This is a genomic window from Intestinimonas massiliensis (ex Afouda et al. 2020) (assembly GCF_900626285.1).
Lineage (GTDB): Bacteria > Bacillota > Clostridia > Oscillospirales > Oscillospiraceae > Flavonifractor > Flavonifractor massiliensis_A.
Window position 1 is genome coordinate 3,230,853 of sequence record NZ_LR131147.1, and the last position, 21,133, is coordinate 3,251,985.

Consider the following 21,133-nt stretch of genomic DNA (forward strand, 5'->3'; position numbering starts at 1 on the left):
GGCCTTTCCGGTGCTGCCCATTTTCCCCGCCATTCTGGGTACCGGGAACCGCCTGGGGAACATCCAGGTACGGGATCCCGCCATGGTATCCCTGTTGGCACAGGCTCGGCCTCCGCGATGCAGCTCTTTTTCTGTCTGGTGATCCGTGCCTTTTTGCCCCGCCGGTGGTCTTCGGCCTGGTAGGCGGCATTCTGGGGCTGCTGTTCACCGCCCAGGGGCGGGGATATGCGTTCCCGTAAGCAGTTACCGAGGCGTAATAAATACGCAGGAACTTGTTAGCAGACGCCATCATGTAGACCCGGTAAGGCTTTCCCTCGGAACGTTTTTTGTCCATGAATTGGTATACAGGTTCGCCCATAGGGGCGCTTTGCAGATAAACGCCCATCACAAGGAATAATGTCCGGCGTAAAGCAGCGGAACCACGCTTGGAGATGCTGCGGCTACGGACATCCATTTGTCCGGATTGGTAAGGTGGGGCGTCAATGCCCGCAAAGGCGACCAAAGCCTTCTTGGAGTGGAATCGGCGCACATCGCCGATTTCAGCCATGAGTTGAGGTCCGAGGGTTGGACCAACACCAAACATCTCCATCACCACAGGATACTCCGGCAGAGAAGCCGCCAGGGACTGCATCTCCTGCTTGAGAGCAGCTAATGCGGCAGAAGTTGCCCGGAGTTGGAAAATGGCCTGTTCTACCAAAAGTTTTGCTGTATCCGTTTTCGGCATAACTCCGAAATGTCCACAGGCGGAGGCATAAATGTCCAGCGCCTTATCTTCGCTGAAATGGTAGCCGTGCTTTCTGCACCACTTCTGGTACTTGGCGGCAAAGGCCTTCTCAGACAGGCCACAGACGCACTCGCAATGCCAAAAAGCAGCCACAAAGTCTACCCATTTCTCACTGCCATCGGTGCGGGGCGGACTGGTAAACAGGCGGTTTGCATCTGGAAAAGTAGTGTCCAGCAGGGAGATTAAGTTATTCTTCAGCATGGTCTGTACTTTGGAATACTGCTGGTACTGCCGGTAGCAGGTCTTCAGCATGAGCCGGGTGTCCTCTTCCGGGACATATCTCGGCAGTGTGAGCCAGTGGTCAAGGCCGTAGTTGGCCAGCTTCACGGCATCCTTCTTGTCGGTCTTGCCACGTCTTAAACTGTTGTTCCCGTAGTCATGCACCAGCATTGCATTGACTACGGAGACATAAAGCCCCGCGTCGTGGAGCAGCCAGGCCACCGGCGCGTGGTAATTACCCGTGGATTCCATCACCACACGGGTCTCACCGTCCAGGCTTTTGAGCAACCCTGCCAGCTTGCTCAGTTCACTGGCGGTGTGGCGCACTTCAAAGGGTGAAACCACCACTTCTCCGAAGGGCCGCATGACGGCGATCATGCTTTTCCCTTTGGAAACATCAATGCCAACACAGTTCATTCGCGTTCCTCCAATACCAAGGATCTGCAACCGGAATCCATCTTTTCTCGCTGCCGATTCAATCTATTATGTGACGCGAACTCTCCGACATTCGGTGGCTCAACCTGCTTAAATCGAACGCTACAACAAGAGGATGGCTAACAGTCTTTCGCACGGACATATAAGCCCAAGGAGTGATTGGTCAGCCAGTTGCTCCTCTTATTGTAGCTTAGGCACGAGATGGAGGGAAAGCCGAACTGGCTGCCCGGTTTTCCTGTCCAAATTTATTGTAATAGGGGTGAGAGGAAGGCATGAAACCGGAGTGGGAGCTGGTCCAGCGGGCCCGGCAGGGGGACGAGGACTGCTTTGCGGCGCTGGTGGAGCAGAACCAGGGCCGGATCTACAACCTGGCCCTGCGGATGGTGGGCAACCCGGACGACGCGGCGGAGCTGTGTCAGGAGGCCTTCCTCAACGCCTGGAAGGGATTGGGCAAATTCCAGGGGGACAGTTCCTTTGCCACCTGGCTCTACCGGCTGACCAGCAACGTGTGCATCGACTTCCTCCGGAAGGAGAAGCGGCGGAGCACTCTGTCTATGACGGTCTCCCTGGACGACAACGGGGAACAGCAGCAGGCTGACCTGCCTGACGAGCGTTTCTCCCCCCACGCGGAGGCCGAGCGGCGGGAGCGGCAGGAGGCCCTGCGGGCCGGGCTGGCCGCCCTGTCGGAGGAACACCGGAAGGTGCTCATCCTGCGGGAGCTGGAGGGGCTGTCCTACGGGGAGATCGCCCAGCTGCTGGGTCTGGAGGAGGGCACCGTCAAGTCCCGCATCGCCCGGGCCCGGCTGGCCCTGCGGAAATATTTGATCCAGAGCGGGAACTTTTTTGAACCGTCTTCGTCCATAGAGTGAACAGACCGGAGAGACGTGCTCCGGAGGAAAGGAGGGAACGACATGCTGGATTGCGAACAGGCCCTGGAGCTGATCAGCGCCAAGCTGGACGGCGCTCTGACGGCGGAGGAATCCGCCCAACTGGAGGAGCACCTGGCGGCGTGCCCGGCATGCCGGGCGCTCCTGGCCGATTTTGAGGACCTTCATATGGAGCTGCCCCGGCTGGCGGCTCAGCCTCCGGCGGACCTGAAGGACCATATCATGGCGGAGGTGCGCCGGTCCAAAGTGACGCCCTTCCAGGGCAAGAAAAAGCAGTGGCGGTGGCGCTCGCTGGCCTCTCTGGCGGCGGTGCTGGTGCTGGTCCTGGTGGGCAGCAATGCTCTGCGGCAGTGGGACGGCGCCGCCTCCCGGACGGCCCAGGCTCCGGCGGCAGGAGAAGTCGCGGCAGACCAGGAGGCGGACAATCCCGCCCCGGCAGCCATCGCCCCGGAGGAACAGGAAGAAACCGGCAGCGGCGAAAAAACCGGCCGGAACCTGGAGGACAGCGGCGGGCCCGCCGTCCAGGAGAAGACCGGGGAGGCGGAGAGCACCGCTCCGCTCCCCACCACAGCTCCCGCACAGACGGCCGCCCCGGCGGGGGAACCCAACACCTATGCTGTCCAGCCGGAGACCCGGACCAATTCCGCCGGGCTGACCCAGGATGAGGCGCTGAAAAAGCTGGCCCTGTATCTGGGCTGGCCGGCAGACAGCCTGACGGCGGACAGCTCCGGCGTGCTGACCGGCCCTGCCGGCGATGACGGCGTCAAGCGCACCATCACCTGCACCGGCCTGAATGAGGCCGGCACCGGCTGGGTGTGTCAGGTGGAGGAGGCCGCTCCCGGCGGTCCTGACGCCTCCGTCAGCTGCACCACCTACACCGTCCCCCTGGACGGCAGCGAAATTACCCAACCCTGATGATCTGTAAAAAAAGCGCGGGCCGCAAGCCCGCGCTTTTTTTGTGCTTTGATGTGACAGAAGGGCGCTCTGCGGCGTATTTCAGGTGAAAGGCCTTTTCAACCACTTCGGAAAGGAGGGAGATCGGAATGGATGGAAACGCTCAGGAGTTTTCCACCCGTGCGGAGGAATTGGTGGACAAATACGCCAAACTGGTCTACCAGCTGGCCTACGCCCGCACCCGCAGCAGGGAGGCGGCGGAGGATATTTTTCAGGACGTGTTCCTCAAGCTGGTGCACAAGCGGCCGGTTTTTGACAGCGAGGAACACGAAAAAGCCTGGTTCTGCCGGGTGACCGTCAACTGCGCCAATTCCTACTGGCGCAATCCCTTCCGCCGCAGGACCCAGTCACTGGACGGGACCGAGGCCGGGGTGCTGGCCGCCCCTGGCCCGGAGGAGGGCATCGGGGAGCTGAACGCCTGCCTGGACCGGCTGTCCCCGGAGCTGCGCACCATCGTCCATCTCTACTACTACGAGGGCTATTCCGGCCCTGAGATCGCCGCCCGGCTGAGCAAGGGGGAGTCCGCCGTGCGGATGGCCCTCATGCGGGCCGTTCTGTCCGGGGAGCAGAAGCCCCGCCGCCATCTGACCCGCCGGGGGCTGACCGTTCTGGCAGCCGCCGCCGTCCTCACCGTCACCGCCCTGGCTGCGGGACCCACCATCTGGCAGGCCATCCGGAACGACCTGGGCAACCGGGCCCCCTATGCCGCAGAAGTCGAATCCGTCTGTGAAGATCAGGGGATCCGTCTGGAGGGAGTGACCGCCCTGGCGGATAATCGGGTGCTCCGGGTCTACTTTACCGCCCGGGACCTGGAAGGCGGTCGGCTGAGTGAGGACACCTACCTGGATTACTCCCTGGAGAATGGGCAGAACACCACCTGGGTATGGGGCAGCACCGCTGTGGAGCAGCTCTCCTATGACCCGGAAACCCAGACCGCCCTGTTTGTTGTCACGGTTACCGGGACCGAATCCCTGCCCCGGGACTGCACCCTCCGGCTGGAGGTCGGACGTGTGCTGAACGGAGGCCGCTGCGCCTCCTCCATGCTGACCTCGGGAAAGGCCTCCACCCGCTCCTTTGCCGCCGATGGCACGCCTGTTCAGGAGGAGCCCGGCTACCAGTGGCACGGCAGAAACGGCGCTTCCGGCAGCAGCGGGCTCTCCTGGCCCACTGGAGAAATTCTGCCCAGCATCCGGACGGATGACGGTACCACCGTCCTTCTGCCCCAGCCGGAGCGCGAGGCGGCTATGGACGCCCGGGACCCCTTCCCCATCGTGGCGGCGGGGATTGCCGCCGATGGCAGGCTCCACGTCCGGGTACGCAACCAGGCCGGTACCGTGTGGAGTGACCTGAGCATCCAGGCCCGGTTTCCCCGGGGGGAGGACCCGACCCCGGGCGAGCAGTTCACCGCTGTGGCCGTGGGGGAGGATATCGACTTCTGCTTCCAGCTCTGCGGGCCGGAGGAGTTGGCCCGGCTGGAGGACATCCGGGTATTCGGCTCCTACTCCGCCCTGTCCGCTCCTGTGGACGGCAGCTGGTCCCTGGAGTTTCCCATCCACTCGGTGGCTGCCCGGACCATTCCAGTCTCCCTCACCCTGCCCGCCGCTCCGGAGGGTATGACGGTGGAAGGAGAAGCCCTGGAGCTCTCCCCCCTGAGCCTCACCCTGCTCTGTGACGAGGAGAGCATTTACTATGACACCCCCCAGGTATCCGGCAATGTCAAGGGCATCCGGTTTGAGCGTTTTGCTCCGACCGTCACCCTACAGGACGGCACTCAGCTTACCGCCGGCCTGACCAGTTACGATACCTGGTGGGCCACCTGGACCTTTGACCAGCCCATCGACCCGGATCAGGTGGTTTCCATTACCATCAACGGCCAGACCATCCCCCTGGGCCAAAGCTGAACTGCCCCAAGGCCCCGCCGCAGACCCGGCGGGGCCTTTTCTGCTGCCTTCTTATGCCCCTCCGGGTAGACTGAAGGCGAGGAAAGGCCCGGACACAGGAGGTGTTAAGCTGAAACCCCTGCACGCGGTTTCTCCCCTTGCGCTGACCCTGCTGACGCCCTGGCGGCAACCGGGGAGGTGCTGGACATCACCGTCACCGGCTCCACCGGTCAATACGTGCTGAGCTACACCACCCAGGCAAAAACGGAGGATTGGCGCTACGCCGTGCTTACGGACGGGCAGACGGGCCGGACGGTGATCATCCCTGCAATTTCCCCGACAAGCGGTACATAAAAAAGCTCCGGCGGGACCCGCCGGGGCTTTTTGCGCGATTTTTCTAAATTTCGTATTGTAAGTCCTCTCCGTTTCATGTATAATGGACAACAGCAGTTTACTACACTGCTCCGCGATTCCAAATGTAAGGAGAGGAAACAAGTTATGAGCTATTCCGTACAAAACATCCGCAACGTATGCCTGCTGGGACACGGTGGCAACGGAAAGACCTCCCTGGCGGAGAGCATGCTGTATTTGACCGGCGGAACCGTACGGCTGGGAAGCCCCGTCGACGGCAACACCGTTTGCGATTACGATCCTGAGGAGATTCGCCGCCAGATTTCCATCTCCACCGCGGTGGCCCCTGTGGAGTACAACGGCTGCAAGATCAATGTGCTGGATACCCCGGGCTACTTCGACTTCTCCGGCGAGGTCATCGAGGCCCTGCAGGTCTCCGACGCCGCCATCATCGTCTGCTCCGCCAAGGGCGGCATGAGCGTGGGCGCCGAGAAGGCCTGGAAGCTGTGCGAGCAGCGCAAGCTGCCCCGGGTACTCTATATCTCCAAGACCGACGAGGACAACTCCGACTACAACGCCGCCTTCGAGACCCTGCGGGAGCGGTTCGGCAAGAACATCGCCCCTGTGGCCGCCCCCATCTGGGACGCCAACAAGAAGGTCATCGGCTTCATCGACGTGCTCCACAAGCGGGCTTTCGAGGCCGGCCCCAAGGGCGAGCGCGTTGAGATCGAGGTGCCCGACGAGAAGAAGCCCGTGCTGGACGAGCTGTACGACGCCCTGAAGGAGTCCGTGGCCGAGACCAGCGAGGAGCTGATGGAAAAGTACTTCGGCGGCGAGGACTTCACCTACGCCGAGATGATCCAGGGCCTGCGGGCGGGCGTGAAGGACCTGTCCCTCTTCCCCGTGGTGTGCGGCTCTGCCATTTCCGGCCTGGGCACCCGTATGCTGCTGGACATCATCGTGGAGCTGCTCCCCTCCCCCCTGGAGGGCCGGCCTCTGATGGGCGAGAACGAGAAGGGCGAGCTGGACGAGTTCGTGGCCTCCCCCGGCGCTCTGCCCTGCGCCCTGGTATGGAAGACCGTGTCCGACCAGTACGGCAAGTATTCCTATATCAAGGTGCTCTCCGGCAGCATCAAGCCCGACATGCAGATGGTGGATTCCCGCACCGGCACCACCGAGAAGCTGGGCCGCCTGTACGTGATGAAGGGCAAGAAGGCCGAGGAAGTCAAGGAGCTGCAGTGCGGCGACATCGGCGCCATCGGCAAGATGGATAAGGTCAAGACCGGCGATACCCTGTCCGATCCCCGGAAGGTAGTCAAGCTGGAGGCCATTCCCTTCCCCGAGCCCTGCTATTCCGTGGCCATCACCCCCAAGACCAAGGGCCAGGAGGACAAGATTGCCGCCGGCCTGATCCGCCTGAACGAGGAAGATCTGACCTTCAACTGGGTGAACAACGCCGAGACCCACCAGATGGTGGTCTCCGGCACCGGCGATATGCAGATGGACGTGATCCTGTCCCGTCTGAAGAGCCGCTTCGGCGTGGACGCGGAGCTCAGCGAGCCCCGTGTGGCCTACCGTGAGAAGATCCGCAAGAAGGTGGAGGTCCAGGGCCGCCACAAGAAGCAGACCGGCGGCCACGGCCAGTTCGGCGACGTGTGGATGCGCTTCGAGCCCGGCGACACCGAGGAGCTGCAGTTCTGCGAGGAGGTCGTGGGCGGCGCCGTGCCCAAGAACTACTTCCCCGCTGTGGAAAAGGGCATGCGTGAGGCCGTGGTCCACGGCGTGCTGGCGGGCTATCCCGTGGTGTACCTGAAGGCCACCCTGTTTGACGGCTCCTATCACCCGGTGGACTCCTCCGAAATGGCGTTCAAGACCGCCGTGCAGCTGGCCTACAAGGCCGGTATGCCCCAGGCCAGCCCTGTGCTGCTGGAGCCCATCGGCGAGCTGAAGGTGACCATCCCCGACAGCTATATGGGCGACGTCATCGGCGACCTGAACAAGCGCCGGGGCCGTGTGATGGGCATGAACCCCGACGGCGAGGGCAACCAGATCGTGGAGGCCGAGGTGCCCATGGCCGAGATGGGCCGCTACGCCATCGACCTGCGGTCCATGACCCAGGGCCGCGGCTCCTTCACCTTCCACTTCGTCCGCTACGAGGAAGCGCCTCCTGCCGCCCAGGAGAAGGCCATCGCTGCCGCCAAGGCCATGCAGGAAGAATCCAACTGACAGATATGCCAAGTGCCCCGGCTATGCCGGGGCACTTCTTTTGTGGGCGGCTGAGGCACTTCCTCGGGGGCCCCATCCATGATGGGGCGGCGCTCTGCGCCGTACAAGCGTTTTGGGCCAGCGGCCCAAAACCTTCTGCCAAATATGCTGAGAGCCCCGGCCGATGACCGGGGCTCTTCTTTATTGGGCCGGAATTTCCTCCAACTCCTCGGACCAGAACTGGGGGGTGGCGTACTGCAAGGTGTAGAAGGCTCCGGCTTTGTTCCAGCTGTTGATCATTCTGGTCTCCATGGCTGACCGGGCAGGATACTGGAGCGCAGTGGTCTGGTGGGTGTAATTGAACCAGCAGCTGATGAGATAGCCGTCCTGGGCCTCCTCAATGACATAGGCCACATAGCCCCGGTGGTTTTCACCGCCGCCGGGCATGGAGAAGGCGGCAAAGACGTCGGTACTGGTTTGCTGTCCCCAGAAGATGCTGTCGGAGGTAAAACTCTGCTCCCCCAGGAACCAGTAGGGGGCGGAATAAGTCTGCCCGTCTTGGTCATACAGCACCCGGCCAGTGACCTCTCCTCCAGCACGCCACCCGTCGCAATCCTGATAGGCTGGCCAGAGCTGGATGGATTCCGTGCCGTAGAAGCCGGGATTCTCCTTCCAGAGGAAGTGCTGGATAATCATCCACCGCTCCTGCTCTCCGGGCAGTTCTATCCCCACGCCGGTGATGGACAGCTTCGTTTCCTTGCTGTCATTCCCCTCTACCGTCGCTCGGAGGGCCCCGTCGCAGGCAGCCAGGTCCTCCGTCGTCAGGTCGTTCACCACATACTCGGGCACGCCCAGCTCCAGCAGCTCCGCCTTGATCTCCGCCGCTTGGCTGTATTCCTCCGTCTCAACGGGCGTCCACTCCATGGGATAGCGGCTCCCCAACAGCCAGCCGCAGATACAGCCCCCCACCAGCAGGATGGTAATGGCCAGGGCCACAGTTCCATCCTCCAGGCGTACCGGAGCGGGGCGGATGGCATAGCCCGCCTGGTCCAGCTCCTTGGAGAGCTTCCACAGGCTGCAAATAATCAAAATATACATCACCAGCAGAGCTACGCCCAGGATCAGGTCCACATACCCCACCAGGGCCAGCAGGCACACAATCCCATACCACACCATCAGGGCCACGGCTCCTCCGGCGTGGGGCGGCAGCCCCGCCTTCCGCTGTACCGCCCGGAACCCGCCCCAAAGACAGAAGAACTCCACAAACAGGAGGATCAAGCTTATATTTATCAGGGCGGCCATCTGGGGTGTGGCGTGGATTCGACTTTGCAGGATGGTGGAATTGAGGATCAGATCAGCAAACACATACACCGCCCGCAGAACCGTAATGCCGTAGCATACCCCAAACCACCGGTTTTCCCGCCGTAGAGCCCGGAAGCCCAGCAGCAGCAGTACCATGCCCACAGCAGGGAGAATATAGTTCAGATACATGTAATTGAGGGTAAGGGTGGTGAGACCCATGCCGATCAGCACCCAGCGTGTGGACCTTCTCCACGGGGTCACACCGGCCACGATATCCTCAGGCGGCAGATCGGGCAGGCTGCTTTCCAGCATGGCGTCAAATTCGTCCTCGTTCCCAGGCTTCCACTTGGGGTCACGCACGGTCCTCACCTCCCAACAGTCTGCGCAGATGTTTCTTCAGGCGGTAAAGCCGTCCCTCCACCGCCCGCTGGGTCAGTCCCAGCTCGGCTGCGATCTGGGCGGTGGGCTGCATGTAGTAATATTTGCGGTAAAAGAGAATACGGTCTTCATTGGACAGCCGCTCCAGGGCCACCCGCACCGCCTTTTGCCGCTCCCGGAGCAGTACCGTCTCCTCCGGGGTGGGCTCCTGCGACGGGGTGTGCTCCGGCACTGTCTCACCGCTGTCGTGGCGGGCGTTGTGCCGGGCGTGGTTCAGGGCGGTGTTCCGGGCCACGGCGGTGAGCCAGGCGGTCCAGCTGCCCCGGGTGCCGTCGAACTGCCCGATCTTCTCCCACACTCGCAGGACCGTCTCGGACAGGCAGTCCTCCCGGTCCTGGGGATTGGGCAGGATGGGGGCGATGACGTATTTCATCAGCGGCCCATAGTGGAGCAGCAGCTCCTGCATGCCGGTCTCGTCCCTTCGGAGCAGCAGCTCCACGATCTCCCCCTCGCCCATGCCGTCGCCCCCCTTCTCTTTGTTTTACGCTTCTATCTCATGATACACCAGCCGACGGAAAATCCCACGGCTATTTCAGAAAAACTTCAGAAAAAAAGACAAGACAAAGGGCCCCGTCCCATGATACACTGAGACCACCACATTTGGACGGGAGGCAGATCATATGAAACCGGGAAAGAGGACCACAGCCATCGCATTGGGCATTCTTCTGGCAGTATCTATGACCGCCTGCGGCGGCACCGGGGAGACCGCCGGGGACATCCCCACCGCGCTGGAGAAGATCAACGCCGTCAAAAGCCTGGACGCCACCATGGTGATGGAGATGGACATGAGCATCATGGACCAGTCCATGGAGACCGAGACCACCATGAACATGTCCTGCTTCAACGATCCCATGAAGCTGAAGGCCGATATGACCATGGATATGGGCCAGCTGGGCTCCATGAACACGAGTATGTACGCCGCCATGGACGGGGACAATTACACCGTGTATCTGTATGACGGCACCGCCTGGACCACCCAGACGGTGGATGTGAGCGCGCTCCAGCAGTATGACGCCCAGGAGAGCATGAACCTGTACCTGGAGAGCGCCGACGACTACACCCAGGACGGCACCGAGGAGATCAACGGCTCCACCGCCAACAAGTTCACCGGCGTCATCCGGGGTGAGGCGCTGGAGGAGGTGCTGGCCGCCAGCGGCGCCACCAACAATCTGGAAGCCAGCGTGGGCGACCTGGACCTTGCCAGCCTGTACAGCGACCTGGGCGACCTGGAAATCACCGTGTGGGTGGACCAGGAGAGCGGTTATCCGGTGCGCTATGCCATGGACATGACGGAGATGATGCAGGGTATCATGGAGAGGGCCATGGCCGCCTCGGGCAGCGAAACGGATACCAGCGGCATGGTGACCATAGACAAGGTGACCATGGTGATGGACTGCTTCAACTTCGACAATGTGGCCGACTTCGAGATCCCGGCGGAGGCCCTGGCCGCCTGATCGGAACCTGTATCAAAAAACGCCTGCCGCAGCTGCGACAGGCGTTTTTTGTATTATCCAGATTAAATATTACTTATGGTATAGCTTGTTGGTCTCATACTGGGGCTCACAGGTAAGGCGGAGACCCAGGCGGCTGTAGGTGCCGGAGTCCACCGGGGACAGAATCACGGTGGAGTGGGCCTCGCACCCCCGCAGGGCGGAGAGCTGATCCAGGGCCTGCTTGGCCAGGGGATTGGTGGTGGCGGAGATAGCCAGGGCGATGAGGATCTCGTCGGAGTGGAGCCGGGGATTCACCGAGCCCAGATGGTGGACCTTCACCTGCTGGATGGGCTCCAGAGCCTCCCGGGAGATCAGGTGGTGCTCATGGTCGATGCCCGCCAGGGCCTTCAGGGCGTTGAGCAGGGTGGAAGAAGAGGGCCCCATGAGATCGGTGGTCTTGCCGGTGACCACCTGGCCGTCCGGCAGCTCGATGGCGGCGGCAGGGTTGCCGGTCTCCTCCGCCACCTGGGCGGCGGCGGCCACCACGGGCCGGATGGAGGGATCCACATGTGCCTGCTGCATGATGGTCTCCAGCTTGTACACCAGCTCGTCGTCGGCGGTGCCGATCCGGCGGTCACACAGGGCGGTATAGTACCGGCGGACGATCTCCTGCCGGGCGGCGGCACACACCGCCTCGTCGTCCACGATGCACTTGCCCGCCATGTTCACCCCCATGTCGGTGGGGGACTTGTAGGGGCACTCCCCCATGATCTTCTCAAACATGGCGGAGAGGACGGGGAAGATCTCCACATCCCGGTTGTAGTTCACCGTGGTCTCCCCATAGGCGGCCAGGTGGAAGGGGTCGATCATGTTCACATCCCCCAGGTCGGCGGTGGCCGCCTCGTAGGCCAGGTTCACCGGGTGCTGAAGGGGCAGGTTCCAGATGGGGAAGGTCTCAAACTTGGCGTAGCCCGCCTTGACCCCCCGCTTGTACTCGTGGTACAGCTGGGACAGGCACACCGCCATCTTGCCGCTGCCGGGGCCAGGGGCGGTGACCACCACCAGGGGCCGCTGGGTCTCGATATAGTCGTTCTTGCCGTACCCGTCGTCGCTGACGATAAGGCCGGTATTGTGGGGATAGCCGGCAATGGGATAGTGGAGATAGGTCTTGACCCCCAGGTGCTCCATCCGCCGCTGGAAGGCGTCGGCCGCGGGCTGGCCGGCGTACCGGGTGATGACCACGCTGCCCACCATCAGGCCCTGGCTCCGGAAGGCGTCGATGAGCCGCAGCACATCCACGTCGTAGGTGATGCCCAGATCGCCCCGCACCTTGTTCTTCTCAATATCGTTGGCGCAGATGGCGATGACCATTTCCACCGAATCCCGCAGCTCCTTCAGCATGCGGATCTTGCTGTCCGGCTCAAAGCCCGGCAGCACCCGGGAGGCGTGATAGTCGTCAAACAGCTTGCCGCCGAACTCCAGATAGAGCTTGTTGTCAAACTGGCCGATCCGCTCCCTGATGTGGGCCGACTGCAGCTCCAGATACTTCTGATTGTCAAAACCGATCCTGTCCATGTTCCGGTTTCCCATCCCTTCTCGCAAAATTCACTCAGAGGATATTGTACCACACTTCCCGCCCAAGCAGTAGCTTTTTTTCGCCTCATCTCTCATTTTTCCCGCTCCTCTTGACAATGGCATCCTACACGTGTAGTATCATAATCAGATACGACAGTTGTAGGAGGGTTTGCCATGAAGCTGAGCGACAAGGAGTGGCAGGTGCTGGAGGCGCTGTGGGAGGCGGAAAGCGGTCTGAGCCTGGGGCAGGCGGTGGAGGCGCTCCGCCCCGCCACCGGCTGGAGCCGGAACACGGTGCTCACCTACCTCACCCGGATGGAGGCCAAGGGGCTGGTGGTCATCGACAAGACGGCTGCCCCCCACTGCTACCGGGCGGGGGTGGACCGGGAGGCCTGCGCCGCCCAGGAGCGGCAGGGCCTGCTGGACCGGGTGTATCAGGGTTCGGCGGGCAGGCTGGTGGCCGCCTTTCTGAAGGAGGAAAAGCTGACCGCCCAGGAGCGGGAGGAGCTGCGGAAGCTGCTGGACGACATGGAGGTGTAGCCCGTGGAGAATATCTGGTCCTTCCTGATGCAGACCCTCACCGTCTCCATCACGGCGGCGGTGCTGCTCATCGCCAAGCGGCTCTTTCTGGATAAGCTGTCCCCCCGGTGGCAGTACGGGGTGTGGGCCATTCTGGCCGCCCGGCTGCTGCTGCCCGCCGGGCTCTTCGGCCGGGTGCTGATCCCCGGCCTGGATGTGGTGCTGGAGGCAGCCAAAACCGGAGCGGAATCCCATATGGCCTCCGCTCTCACCGACCCCTACGGCGTGACGGAGGTATTGACCCCCATTCCTCTGGTGCGATTCGTCCGGCCGGGCAGCGTCACCGACGTGCTGTTTTACCTCTACGCCGCCGGGGTGGTGGTAACCCTGCTGTGGTTCTTCCTGTCCTACCTGATCCTGCGGCGGCGGGTGGCAAGGGGCTCCGCCCCCTCCCCTGACGCGCTGGCGCAGGTGGAGGCGGTGGCAGCCCAATACGGCCTGAAGGCTCCCAAGCGGATAACCGTGCTGCCGGGGGTGGAAAGCGCCTTTGTATGCGGGCCCCTGGCCCCGGTGCTGGTGCTGCCGGCACGGGAAGTGGATGACAAGGTGATCCTCCACGAGCTGCTCCACCTGAAATACGGCGATCTGTGGGCCGGGGTGGGCATGTGCGTGCTGCGGTGCCTCCACTGGTGCAACCCCCTGCTGTGGTACTGCTGGGACCGGGCACAGAACGACAGCGAGGCCCTGTGCGACCAGCGGGTGCTGGAGCGGCTGGAGGGGGAGGCGCGCCGGGAGTACGGGGTGATCCTCCTGTCCATGGCGGACGACAGATACGCCCGCTCGCCGGGCACCACCTCCATGGCCAACGGCGGGCAGAATATCAAGGCCCGCATTTCCTCCATCGCCCGGTTCAAGCGCTACCCCAAGGGGGTGGGCCTGGGCTCCTGCTGTGTGGCAGCGGTGCTGGCCATCGCCTGTCTGGCGGGGACGGTGGGGGCGGTGGAGCTGCCCGGCCAGTATGCCTCCGGGCCCCTGGCGCTGGCCCGGGCCCGGCTCAACCGGGCCACCACTCCGGCGGGGGCTCTGGACACCTATGTCAAGGCCCTGCTGGCAGACAGCCCCGCCTATCTGGTCATGGCCGCCCCGGAGGAGGAGCTGTCGGAGCTGTTAGCTACCGCCCGGACACGGGAAGGTCTGGACGCCCCCTATCCGCTGGAGCCTCTGGGCATTTCAGAGGGAAGCGGTGCCCAGGCCGACTGGCGGGTGTACAACCTGCTGGAAGGTCCGGATGGGAACTACACCGGCCTGCTGGTGCTGGACACCTACAGCACCTGGTTTGCGGACAGCTACGAAGAAGGGCAGTCCATCGCTGTGTCCCAGCCGGTACGGGTGTTCCGGCAGGGGAATTTCTGGGCGGTGAAACCTCTGGAGGATTGGGCGGCGGTGGACCCGGAATGCACCCTGGCCGTCCATCCCACTACCGCCTTGCCCGCCCTGGCCTATACGGCCCAAGTGGAGGACTTCACCATCCAGATCGACTACCAGTACCTGCTGGGCGTGGATAACCGCTTCAACTCCGACGGCTTCTTTACCGGCGAGGCTCAGCTGGACACCGTACCCCGGCCGGATACTCCCTTCACCATCTACTACCGCTCCACCGGCGGCCGGGCCTGGGAAGGCGGGGAGGAGGTCTCTCTTGCCGTCTGGTACGAGCCGCTGGCCCAGGGTGAGGCCTTCCCGGCGGAATTCGGCCGCAGCTCCCTCAACACGCCGGAGGAGTACGGCTGGGGCAGCGGAGGGGGCAGCGATCCCAGGGGCTGCGACCACCAGCAGGCCCCAGCCGCCATCGCGGTGAAATTCCAGTACCAGGATCAGGAGTACACCGGCATTGTCTGGCCGGAGGAGGTGACCTATGACTGACAATATCCGCATCCGCCGGGCCCTGACCAAGATCGCCTGGGCCTATGTGCTGCTCTACCTGGACTTCAACCTGACCGTCAACGACCACGCTCTGAACCTGCTGCCCAACTGGGCGGGCTATCTGCTGATTTTCTCCGCCATTGTGCTGCTGGGAACGGAGCTGAGGAGCCTGCTCCTGCTGAAGCCCTTCTGCGTCCTGCTGGGGGCGGTGAGTGGGGTGGACTGGCTGGCGGTACTGCTGACAGGGCAGGAGCTGACAGGCCGGTTCTTCCTGTTTTCCATCCTGCTGATCTGCGTGGGCATCTACTTCCGCTTCCAGATGCTCACCGATCTGTCCCAGCTGGCGGAGGATCATGGCATCCGGGCGGACAGTCTGCGGCTCTGCCGCAACGCAGAGGCCGTCATCCAGGTGCTTCTGATGCTCCCCCTGCCCTGGGAGGACAGCACCGCCCTGACCGCCCTCTATATCGGTCTGCTGATCGCCGGGTTTATCGTGTGCGCCTTCATCATTTACCAGCTTTTTGTCCTGCGAAACTCCTTTCCGGAGCAGGAGGCCCCGGAGACATAAAAAAGCGCCTGCCCCACGGGGCAGGCGCTTTTTCCGTTTACTCCATGGCCAGATGGCTGCGGATGCGCTGGATGATCATGTCCATGGCCACGGCGTTCTTGCCGCCCTCGGGCACGATGATGTCGGCGTACCGCTTGGAGGGCTCCACAAACTGCTCGTGCATGGGCTTGACGGTGTTCAGGTACTGCTGCACCACCGAATCCAGGGAGCGGCCCCGCTTCTTCACGTCCCGCATGATCCGCCGCAAAATGCGCACGTCGGCGTCGGTATCCACGAAGATCTTGATATCCATCATCTCCCGCAGAGCGGGTTCCACAAAGATCAGGATGCCCTCCACCAGGATCACCGGAGCGGGATTCACCTCCACCGTCTCCGCCGAGCGGTTGTGGATGGTGTAGTCGTAGGTGGGGCTCTCCACCCGCTCGCCCCGGCGCAGGGCCTCCAGATCGGCCACCAGCCGGTCGGTATCGAAGGCGTCCGGGTGGTCGTAGTTCAGCTTGCAGCGCTCCTCGTAGGGCATCTCGTCATGGGCCTTGTAGTAGTTGTCGTGGTACAGGATGGAGACCGAATCTCCAAACCGCTCCTTCAGCCCCAGCGTCAGGGTGGTCTTGCCCGAGCCGGTGCCTCCGGCGATGCCGATGATCATGGTATCCATTTCCGTCCGCTCCCCTGTCTGTTTCTTTGGTTTATGGCGTAATGCGCAGCCACTTTTCCCCCCGGGGCAGCACCCTGCCGATGGCGGCGGCGGTGACGCCGCTGTCCGCCAGGCGGCGGAGCAGCTCCTCCGCTCTGTCCTCTGCCACGCTGAGCAGCAGCCCGCCGGCGGTCTGGGGGTCGTAGAGGCAGTCCAGCCGCTCCCGGGCCACCTCCCCCGCCAGCTCCACGTCGGCCTGGGCAAAGTCCATGTTCCGGTAGGCCCCTGCGGGGATGATGCCGTCCATGGCCAGCTCCAGGGCCAGAGGCACCACCGGCACCTTGCCGGCCCACAGCTCCACGGTGTGGCCGCTGCCCTGGGCCATCTCTTTGGCATGGCCTACCAGCCCGAAGCCGGTGATGTCGGTGCAGCCGTGGGGACGCACCGGGGCTGCGGCTTCGGCGGCGTACTTGTTCAGGGTGGTCATCAGCTCCACCATGGCCCGGTAGTCCGCCTCCCCCAGCAGCTCCGCCTTGGCGGCGGTGGTGAGGATGCCGGTGCCCAGGGCCTTGGTGAGCACCAGAATGTCCCCCTCCTTCGCCCCGCTGTTGGTGAGGATGGCGTCCGGGTGGGCAAAGCCGGTGACGCACAGGCCGTACTTGGGCTCCTGGTCCTCGATGCTGTGGCCTCCGGCGATCACCGCCCCGGCCTCGGCCACCTTGTCCGCCCCTCCGGCCAGGATGTCCCCCACCGCCTCCAGCGGCAGGCAGGAGGGGAAGGCCAGCAGGTTCATGGCCAGCTTGGGCCGTCCCCCCATGGCGTACACGTCAGAGAGGGCGTTGACGGCGGCGATCTGCCCGAAGGTATAGGGGTCGTCCACCACCGGCGGGAAGAAGTCCACCGTCTGGATCATGGCTGCGTCGGGGCTGACCTGATACACCGCGGCGTCGTCGCTCTCGTCAAAGCCCACCAGCAGCCTGGGGTCGGCCACCTTGGGCAGGCCGGCCAATACATTCCTTAGGACACCCGGTCCTATCTTGGCCCCTCACCCACCGGCCGTGGTCATGGCGGTCAGGCGCAGCTTCTCATACGGCATACGGTCACCCCCTTTCTCTGTGTTCAGTGTACCCTATTTCCATCCAAAATGCAATTGCCGCCGCACCCTCTTTCTGCCCTTTGCATAGCCTGAAAGTGAAAAAACCTGAGATTTGGAGGGTCGCCTATGCAAGCGCAGCCAAGGATCCATTATTTTCTGGGGGCCAACTCCCCCACCGGTTTCTACTCCCTGTACGACCAGCTCATCGACCCGGAGGAGGCCGAGGAGCTCTTTATCCTGAAGGGCGGCCCCGGATGCGGCAAATCCTCCCTCATGCGCAAGGTGGGGGCCGCCATGGAGGAGCACGGCCTGGAGGTGGAGTACATCGACTGCTCCGGGGATCCGGACTCCCTGGACGCGGTCATTATCCCCGCGCTGAAAACCGCCGTGGTGGACGGTACCGCCCCCCATGTGGTGGAGCCGAAATACCCCGGTCTGGTAGAATCTTATGTAAATCTTGGAGAGTGCTATGACCGGGACGGGCTGCTAACGGTGAAGGACCAGCTGAAGGGGTGTATGAAGGGTTACAAGGGCTGCTATCAGCGGGCCTACCGCTGTCTTACCGCCGCCGCCCAGTTGGCGGAGGACAACCGCGCACTCCTTCTGACCCAGTCGCTTGAAGAAAAACTTGCCCGCCGGGCCAAGGGCATCCTGTCCCGGGAGATGCGGGGCGAGGGGGAAGAGGAGGGCCGGTCGGTCCAGCGGTTTCTGAGCGGAATCACCTGGAAGGGCGTGCTCTGTAATTTCGACACCGTAGAATTATTATGTAACCGTGTCTATGAGCTGTCCGACCCCTGGGGGCTGGCCCACGGCATGCTGGTCCATCTGGCCGCCGGAGCCATGGCCTCCGGCCGGGACGTGATCGTGTGCCCCTCCCCCCTCTGTCCCGACCGGATGGAGCACCTGCTCATTCCCGCCCTGTCCCTGGCCTTCATCACCACCACCCCCGCCGCCCCCTGGCCTCACAAGCCCTACCGCCGCATCCGGGTGGACGCCATGGCCGACCCGGAGCTCACCCGACGCAACCGGGCCCGGCTCCGCTTTGCCCGCAAGGTGTCCGCCGCCCTGCTGGAGGAGGCGGTGGACGCCCTGGCCCAGGCCAAGGGGATGCACGACGAGCTGGAGAGCTGTTACAACCCCCATGTGGATTTTTCCCGGGTGTACGCCACCGCCGACAATCTGATCGCCCACCTGGAAGCCCAAATCTGAAGCTCCTCATTTTTTGCAAGATTTTCATTTTTTCTTGCAGATAAGCTCCATATCTGCCAACTGCCAGCGCCGCCGGGTCTCTTATAGTGAGGGCCCCGGCGGCATTCTCTTCACTTTTTCCGGTCCTTGCAGGCGGGCGGAAAAAAGTTGCACTTTCCGCCAAAAGTCCCGATTTTGGCGGTCGGCACCCCATTGACAGAATCGCCGGGGGGCTTTTATAATGCCCTTGACAAGTCATCCAAATTCTGCTTGGAAGGGAGGCCATCTTTTGGAACACCTGTTAGCGCCGCTGGTGGGGGACGCCTCCCCCGTCACGGTGATCGGGCTGTGCAAGAACGCCGGAAAAACCACCGCCATGCGCCGGCTGATGGCGGAACTGGAGAACGAGCGGCTGGCCCTTACCTCGGTAGGCCGGGACGGCGAGAGCACCGACCTGGTAACGGGCACCGAAAAGCCCGATTTGTATGTGAAAGCCGGAGATCTGTTTGCCACCGCCCGGGGGATGCTCTCCCTGTGCGATCCCACCCTGGAGGTGGTGGGTCTCACTGACGTGATGACCCCGCTGGGGCCGGTGGCCATTCTGCGGGCCCTGTCCGATGGCTATGTGCAGCTGGCCGGGCCCTCCGCCGCCGGGCAGCTGCCACCCCTGACCAAAACGTTCCTGGAGCTGGGCGCCCAGCGGGTGCTCATCGACGGGGCAGCCGGGCGCAAGTCCCTGGCGGGAGCCGGGGTGGAGGGAGTGGCCCTGCTGTGCACCGGCGCCTCCCTGGACCGGGACATGGAGCTGGTGGTGGCGGAGACCGCCCACACCTGCTGGCTCTTCGACCGCAAGCCCCCGGAAAATCAAAAGCTGCGGCAGGCCCTGGAGGGTCTGGAGGCCCGCTTTGCCCTGTTTACCCCGGACGGGGAGCCTATGGAGCTGCCCCTGGACGAGACCGGCGGTCCCCGTTGGAACAAGCTGCCCCGGCAGCCCCTGGTGGTATGGGCCGCCGGCGGCATTATGGACCCGCTGCTGAAAACCCTGGCCCGGCGGGGCGCCCCCACCACCCTGGTGGCGGCGGACGCCACCCATGTACTGGCAGGCCGCGCCGCCCTGGACCTGTTCCTGCGCAACGGCGGGGAGCTGCTGGTGCGGCGGGAGCTGACCATCGCGGCGGTGGCCGCCAACCCCTGGTCGGCCTACGGCTGGCATTTTGAGGCGGACAAATTCGTACAAGCCCTCCGGCAGGCCATCGACCTGCCGGTGGTCAACGTGAAGGAGGCATAGGCCATGAAACTGACCTTGGAACTGCGGGAGAACGCCGGCCTGCAATGGGTGCTGGAGCGGCTGAGCCCCCTGTCGCCCTTCGGCCGGACGGCGGCCCGGGACCTGCGCTGGTACGGCCCCGGGGAGGAGAAGGCTCTGGAGGAGGAGCTGGACAACGTGGCCCTGTCCATGGAGCTGTGGAACGCCGGGAGCACCCGGCCCCAGGAGGGGACCTTCTGCGGCTGCGGCCCGGTGGAGCTGGACCCGGCGGACCTGAAGGACGCCGCCTCTGCCCTGCGGGGGGTGACCAAGCAGCTGCCCCTGTTCCACGACATCCGGGGCTCCTTCGACCGGGACCCCGGAGTGCCCTTCGACCTGGTGGAACTGTTTGAAATCAAGCATTTTCTGGTGACCCTGGAGCGGCTGGTGCAGGCCTACGAGGCCATGCCCGCCCTGTCCGGCATCACCTTCCCCTCCCTGGCGGAAGCCCTGGACCTGATGGACCCGGACGGCCGGCGGCTGCCCACCTTCACCGTGGCCAACTGCTACCACAACGACCTGGCCCCCCTGCGGGCGGAGAAGGCCAAGCTGGAAAAGGCCATCCGCATGACCCAGGACGACAAGCGGGGTCCCCTGCTGGAAAAGCGGCGGGTACTGGCGGTGCAGGAGGACCAGCTGGAGCTGGTGGTGCGCCAGGACCTGACCGGCAAGCTGATGGTGTGGAAGGACCGGTTCCTCACCTGCATGGAGACCCTGGGCCGTCTGGACCTGACCGTGGCCAAGGCCAAGCTGGCCCTGCGGTTCGGCTGCGCCCGCCCCACCCTCAGCCGGGATAAGTCCATCACCCTCCACGGGGTGCGCCATCCCCAGGTGGAGGAGGACCTGCGCAACCGGGGCGAGAGCTTCACCCCCCTGGACCTGGAGCTGGGCAAGGGCTGCACGGTCATCACCGGCGCCAACATGGGCGGCAAGACCGTGTCCCTGCGCTCCACCGTCCTCTCCCTGCTGCTGTGCCAGTGCGGCTTCTTCGTGTTCGCCCAGTCCGCCGCCCTCCCCCTGTTTGAGCGGGTGGAGCTGATCCTGGCCGACAGCGGCCCGGGAGCCGGCGGCCTGTCCTCCTTCGGCAAGGAGGTCCACCTGCTGGACAAGCTGCTGCGGGAGACCAAGGGCCAGTTCTTCTTCGTGGCTCTGGACGAGTTCGCCCGGGGCACCAACCCCCAGGAGGGCGCCGCCCTGGCCCGGGCCCTGGTGCGCCATCTGGGCACCCTGGACTGCGTGGCCCTCATGACCACCCACTACGACGGGGTGAGCGACGTGGCCGGCTCCCACTACCAGGTGGCCGGTCTGGTGCGTGACATCCAGGGCGACGAGGGGGACGATCCCCGCAAGCGCATCGCCCGGCGGATGGACTACCGGCTCCTGCCCGCCCCGCCGGGCGTGTAGCCGGAGAGTGCGGCCCGCCTCATCGGTGTAGCCGG

Annotated in this window: 17 protein-coding genes and 1 pseudogene; 12 read left to right on the forward strand and 6 right to left on the reverse strand. The window is 63.7% G+C overall.

The genetic code is table 11. The annotated features are described in order from the left end of the window. Window positions 1-235 precede the first annotated feature (235 nt). Window positions 236-1,420, reverse strand: a pseudogene (locus E0E41_RS15795) (IS110 family transposase); the annotation flags it as partial. 290 nt (window positions 1,421-1,710) lie between these two features. Here E0E41_RS15795 and E0E41_RS15800 point away from each other — a divergent pair. The 5 genes from E0E41_RS15800 (at window position 1,711) to E0E41_RS15815 (ending at window position 7,736) form a co-directional block, all read left to right on the forward strand. Then, a complete protein-coding gene (locus E0E41_RS15800; protein WP_130870703.1) occupies window positions 1,711-2,307 on the forward strand; it encodes an RNA polymerase sigma factor in 597 nt (198 codons plus the stop codon). Between the two features lie 42 nt (window positions 2,308-2,349). Then, window positions 2,350-3,240: a zf-HC2 domain-containing protein gene (locus tag E0E41_RS15805; RefSeq protein ID WP_130870704.1), complete on the forward strand. Its 891-nt coding sequence runs from the start codon at window positions 2,350-2,352 to the stop codon at window positions 3,238-3,240. Window positions 3,241-3,368: 128 nt separating this feature from the next. Next, window positions 3,369-5,180 carry an RNA polymerase sigma factor gene (locus tag E0E41_RS15810; RefSeq protein ID WP_130870705.1) on the forward strand — a complete coding sequence of 604 codons (1,812 nt, stop codon included), beginning with the start codon at window positions 3,369-3,371 and terminating at the stop codon, window positions 5,178-5,180. A gap of 177 nt (window positions 5,181-5,357) precedes the next feature. Further along, window positions 5,358-5,513, forward strand: coding sequence for a hypothetical protein (locus E0E41_RS18610; protein WP_165450575.1), 156 nt, complete (start codon window positions 5,358-5,360; stop codon window positions 5,511-5,513). A 144-nt stretch (window positions 5,514-5,657) separates the two neighbouring features. After that, window positions 5,658-7,736 (forward strand): elongation factor G, encoded by a 2,079-nt coding sequence (locus E0E41_RS15815; protein WP_130870706.1) that lies wholly within the window; start codon window positions 5,658-5,660, stop codon window positions 7,734-7,736. A 180-nt stretch (window positions 7,737-7,916) separates the two neighbouring features. On the opposite strand, the gene E0E41_RS15820 is transcribed toward E0E41_RS15815, so the two are convergent. Continuing rightward, window positions 7,917-9,377 (reverse strand): hypothetical protein, encoded by a 1,461-nt coding sequence (locus tag E0E41_RS15820; protein ID WP_130870707.1) that lies wholly within the window; start codon window positions 9,375-9,377, stop codon window positions 7,917-7,919. Then, window positions 9,370-9,912 carry an RNA polymerase sigma factor gene (locus E0E41_RS15825; RefSeq protein WP_130870708.1) on the reverse strand — a complete coding sequence of 181 codons (543 nt, stop codon included), beginning with the start codon at window positions 9,910-9,912 and terminating at the stop codon, window positions 9,370-9,372. The genes E0E41_RS15820 and E0E41_RS15825 overlap by 8 nt, the downstream gene beginning before the upstream one ends. Window positions 9,913-10,075: 163 nt before the next feature. On the opposite strand from E0E41_RS15825, the gene E0E41_RS15830 reads away from it, so the two are divergent. Further along, window positions 10,076-10,909, forward strand: coding sequence for a DUF6612 family protein (locus tag E0E41_RS15830; RefSeq protein ID WP_130870709.1), 834 nt, complete (start codon window positions 10,076-10,078; stop codon window positions 10,907-10,909). A gap of 69 nt (window positions 10,910-10,978) precedes the next feature. Here the strand turns inward: E0E41_RS15830 and E0E41_RS15835 are convergent, their stop codons facing one another. After that, complete coding sequence (locus E0E41_RS15835) at window positions 10,979-12,463, reverse strand: DUF1846 domain-containing protein (protein ID WP_130870710.1); 1,485 nt, start codon at window positions 12,461-12,463, stop codon at window positions 10,979-10,981. A 174-nt stretch (window positions 12,464-12,637) separates the two neighbouring features. Here E0E41_RS15835 and E0E41_RS15840 point away from each other — a divergent pair, with 174 nt between their 5' ends. The 3 genes from E0E41_RS15840 to E0E41_RS15850 are packed head-to-tail and all read left to right on the forward strand — an operon-like array spanning window position 12,638 to window position 15,470. After that, entirely contained in the window at window positions 12,638-13,003 is a 366-nt protein-coding gene (locus tag E0E41_RS15840) for a BlaI/MecI/CopY family transcriptional regulator (protein WP_130870711.1), read from the forward strand. Window positions 13,004-13,006: 3 nt separating this feature from the next. Further along, window positions 13,007-14,902, forward strand: a complete 1,896-nt coding sequence (locus E0E41_RS15845) for a M56 family metallopeptidase (RefSeq protein WP_130870712.1) — start codon at window positions 13,007-13,009, stop codon at window positions 14,900-14,902. Then, window positions 14,895-15,470 (forward strand): hypothetical protein, encoded by a 576-nt coding sequence (locus tag E0E41_RS15850; RefSeq protein ID WP_130870713.1) that lies wholly within the window; start codon window positions 14,895-14,897, stop codon window positions 15,468-15,470. The genes E0E41_RS15845 and E0E41_RS15850 overlap by 8 nt, the downstream gene beginning before the upstream one ends. Before the next feature lie 37 nt (window positions 15,471-15,507). Here the strand turns inward: E0E41_RS15850 and udk are convergent, their stop codons facing one another. Together udk and selD are read right to left on the reverse strand one after the other, a co-directional pair. Next, complete coding sequence (gene udk / locus E0E41_RS15855) at window positions 15,508-16,125, reverse strand: uridine kinase (protein WP_130870714.1); 618 nt, start codon at window positions 16,123-16,125, stop codon at window positions 15,508-15,510. Between the two features lie 31 nt (window positions 16,126-16,156). Then, window positions 16,157-17,200: a selenide, water dikinase SelD gene (selD, locus tag E0E41_RS15860; RefSeq protein ID WP_130870715.1), complete on the reverse strand. Its 1,044-nt coding sequence runs from the start codon at window positions 17,198-17,200 to the stop codon at window positions 16,157-16,159. A gap of 126 nt (window positions 17,201-17,326) precedes the next feature. Here selD and E0E41_RS15865 point away from each other — a divergent pair, with 126 nt between their 5' ends. From E0E41_RS15865 to E0E41_RS15875, 3 genes are all read left to right on the forward strand, one after another. After that, window positions 17,327-18,409 carry a hypothetical protein gene (locus E0E41_RS15865; protein ID WP_242623809.1) on the forward strand — a complete coding sequence of 361 codons (1,083 nt, stop codon included), beginning with the start codon at window positions 17,327-17,329 and terminating at the stop codon, window positions 18,407-18,409. Window positions 18,410-18,677: 268 nt separating this feature from the next. Further along, window positions 18,678-19,676: a hypothetical protein gene (locus tag E0E41_RS15870; protein WP_130870716.1), complete on the forward strand. Its 999-nt coding sequence runs from the start codon at window positions 18,678-18,680 to the stop codon at window positions 19,674-19,676. Window positions 19,677-19,679: 3 nt separating this feature from the next. Beyond that, window positions 19,680-21,098: a MutS-related protein gene (locus E0E41_RS15875; protein WP_130870717.1), complete on the forward strand. Its 1,419-nt coding sequence runs from the start codon at window positions 19,680-19,682 to the stop codon at window positions 21,096-21,098. The last annotated feature ends 35 nt before the right edge of the window (window positions 21,099-21,133 follow it).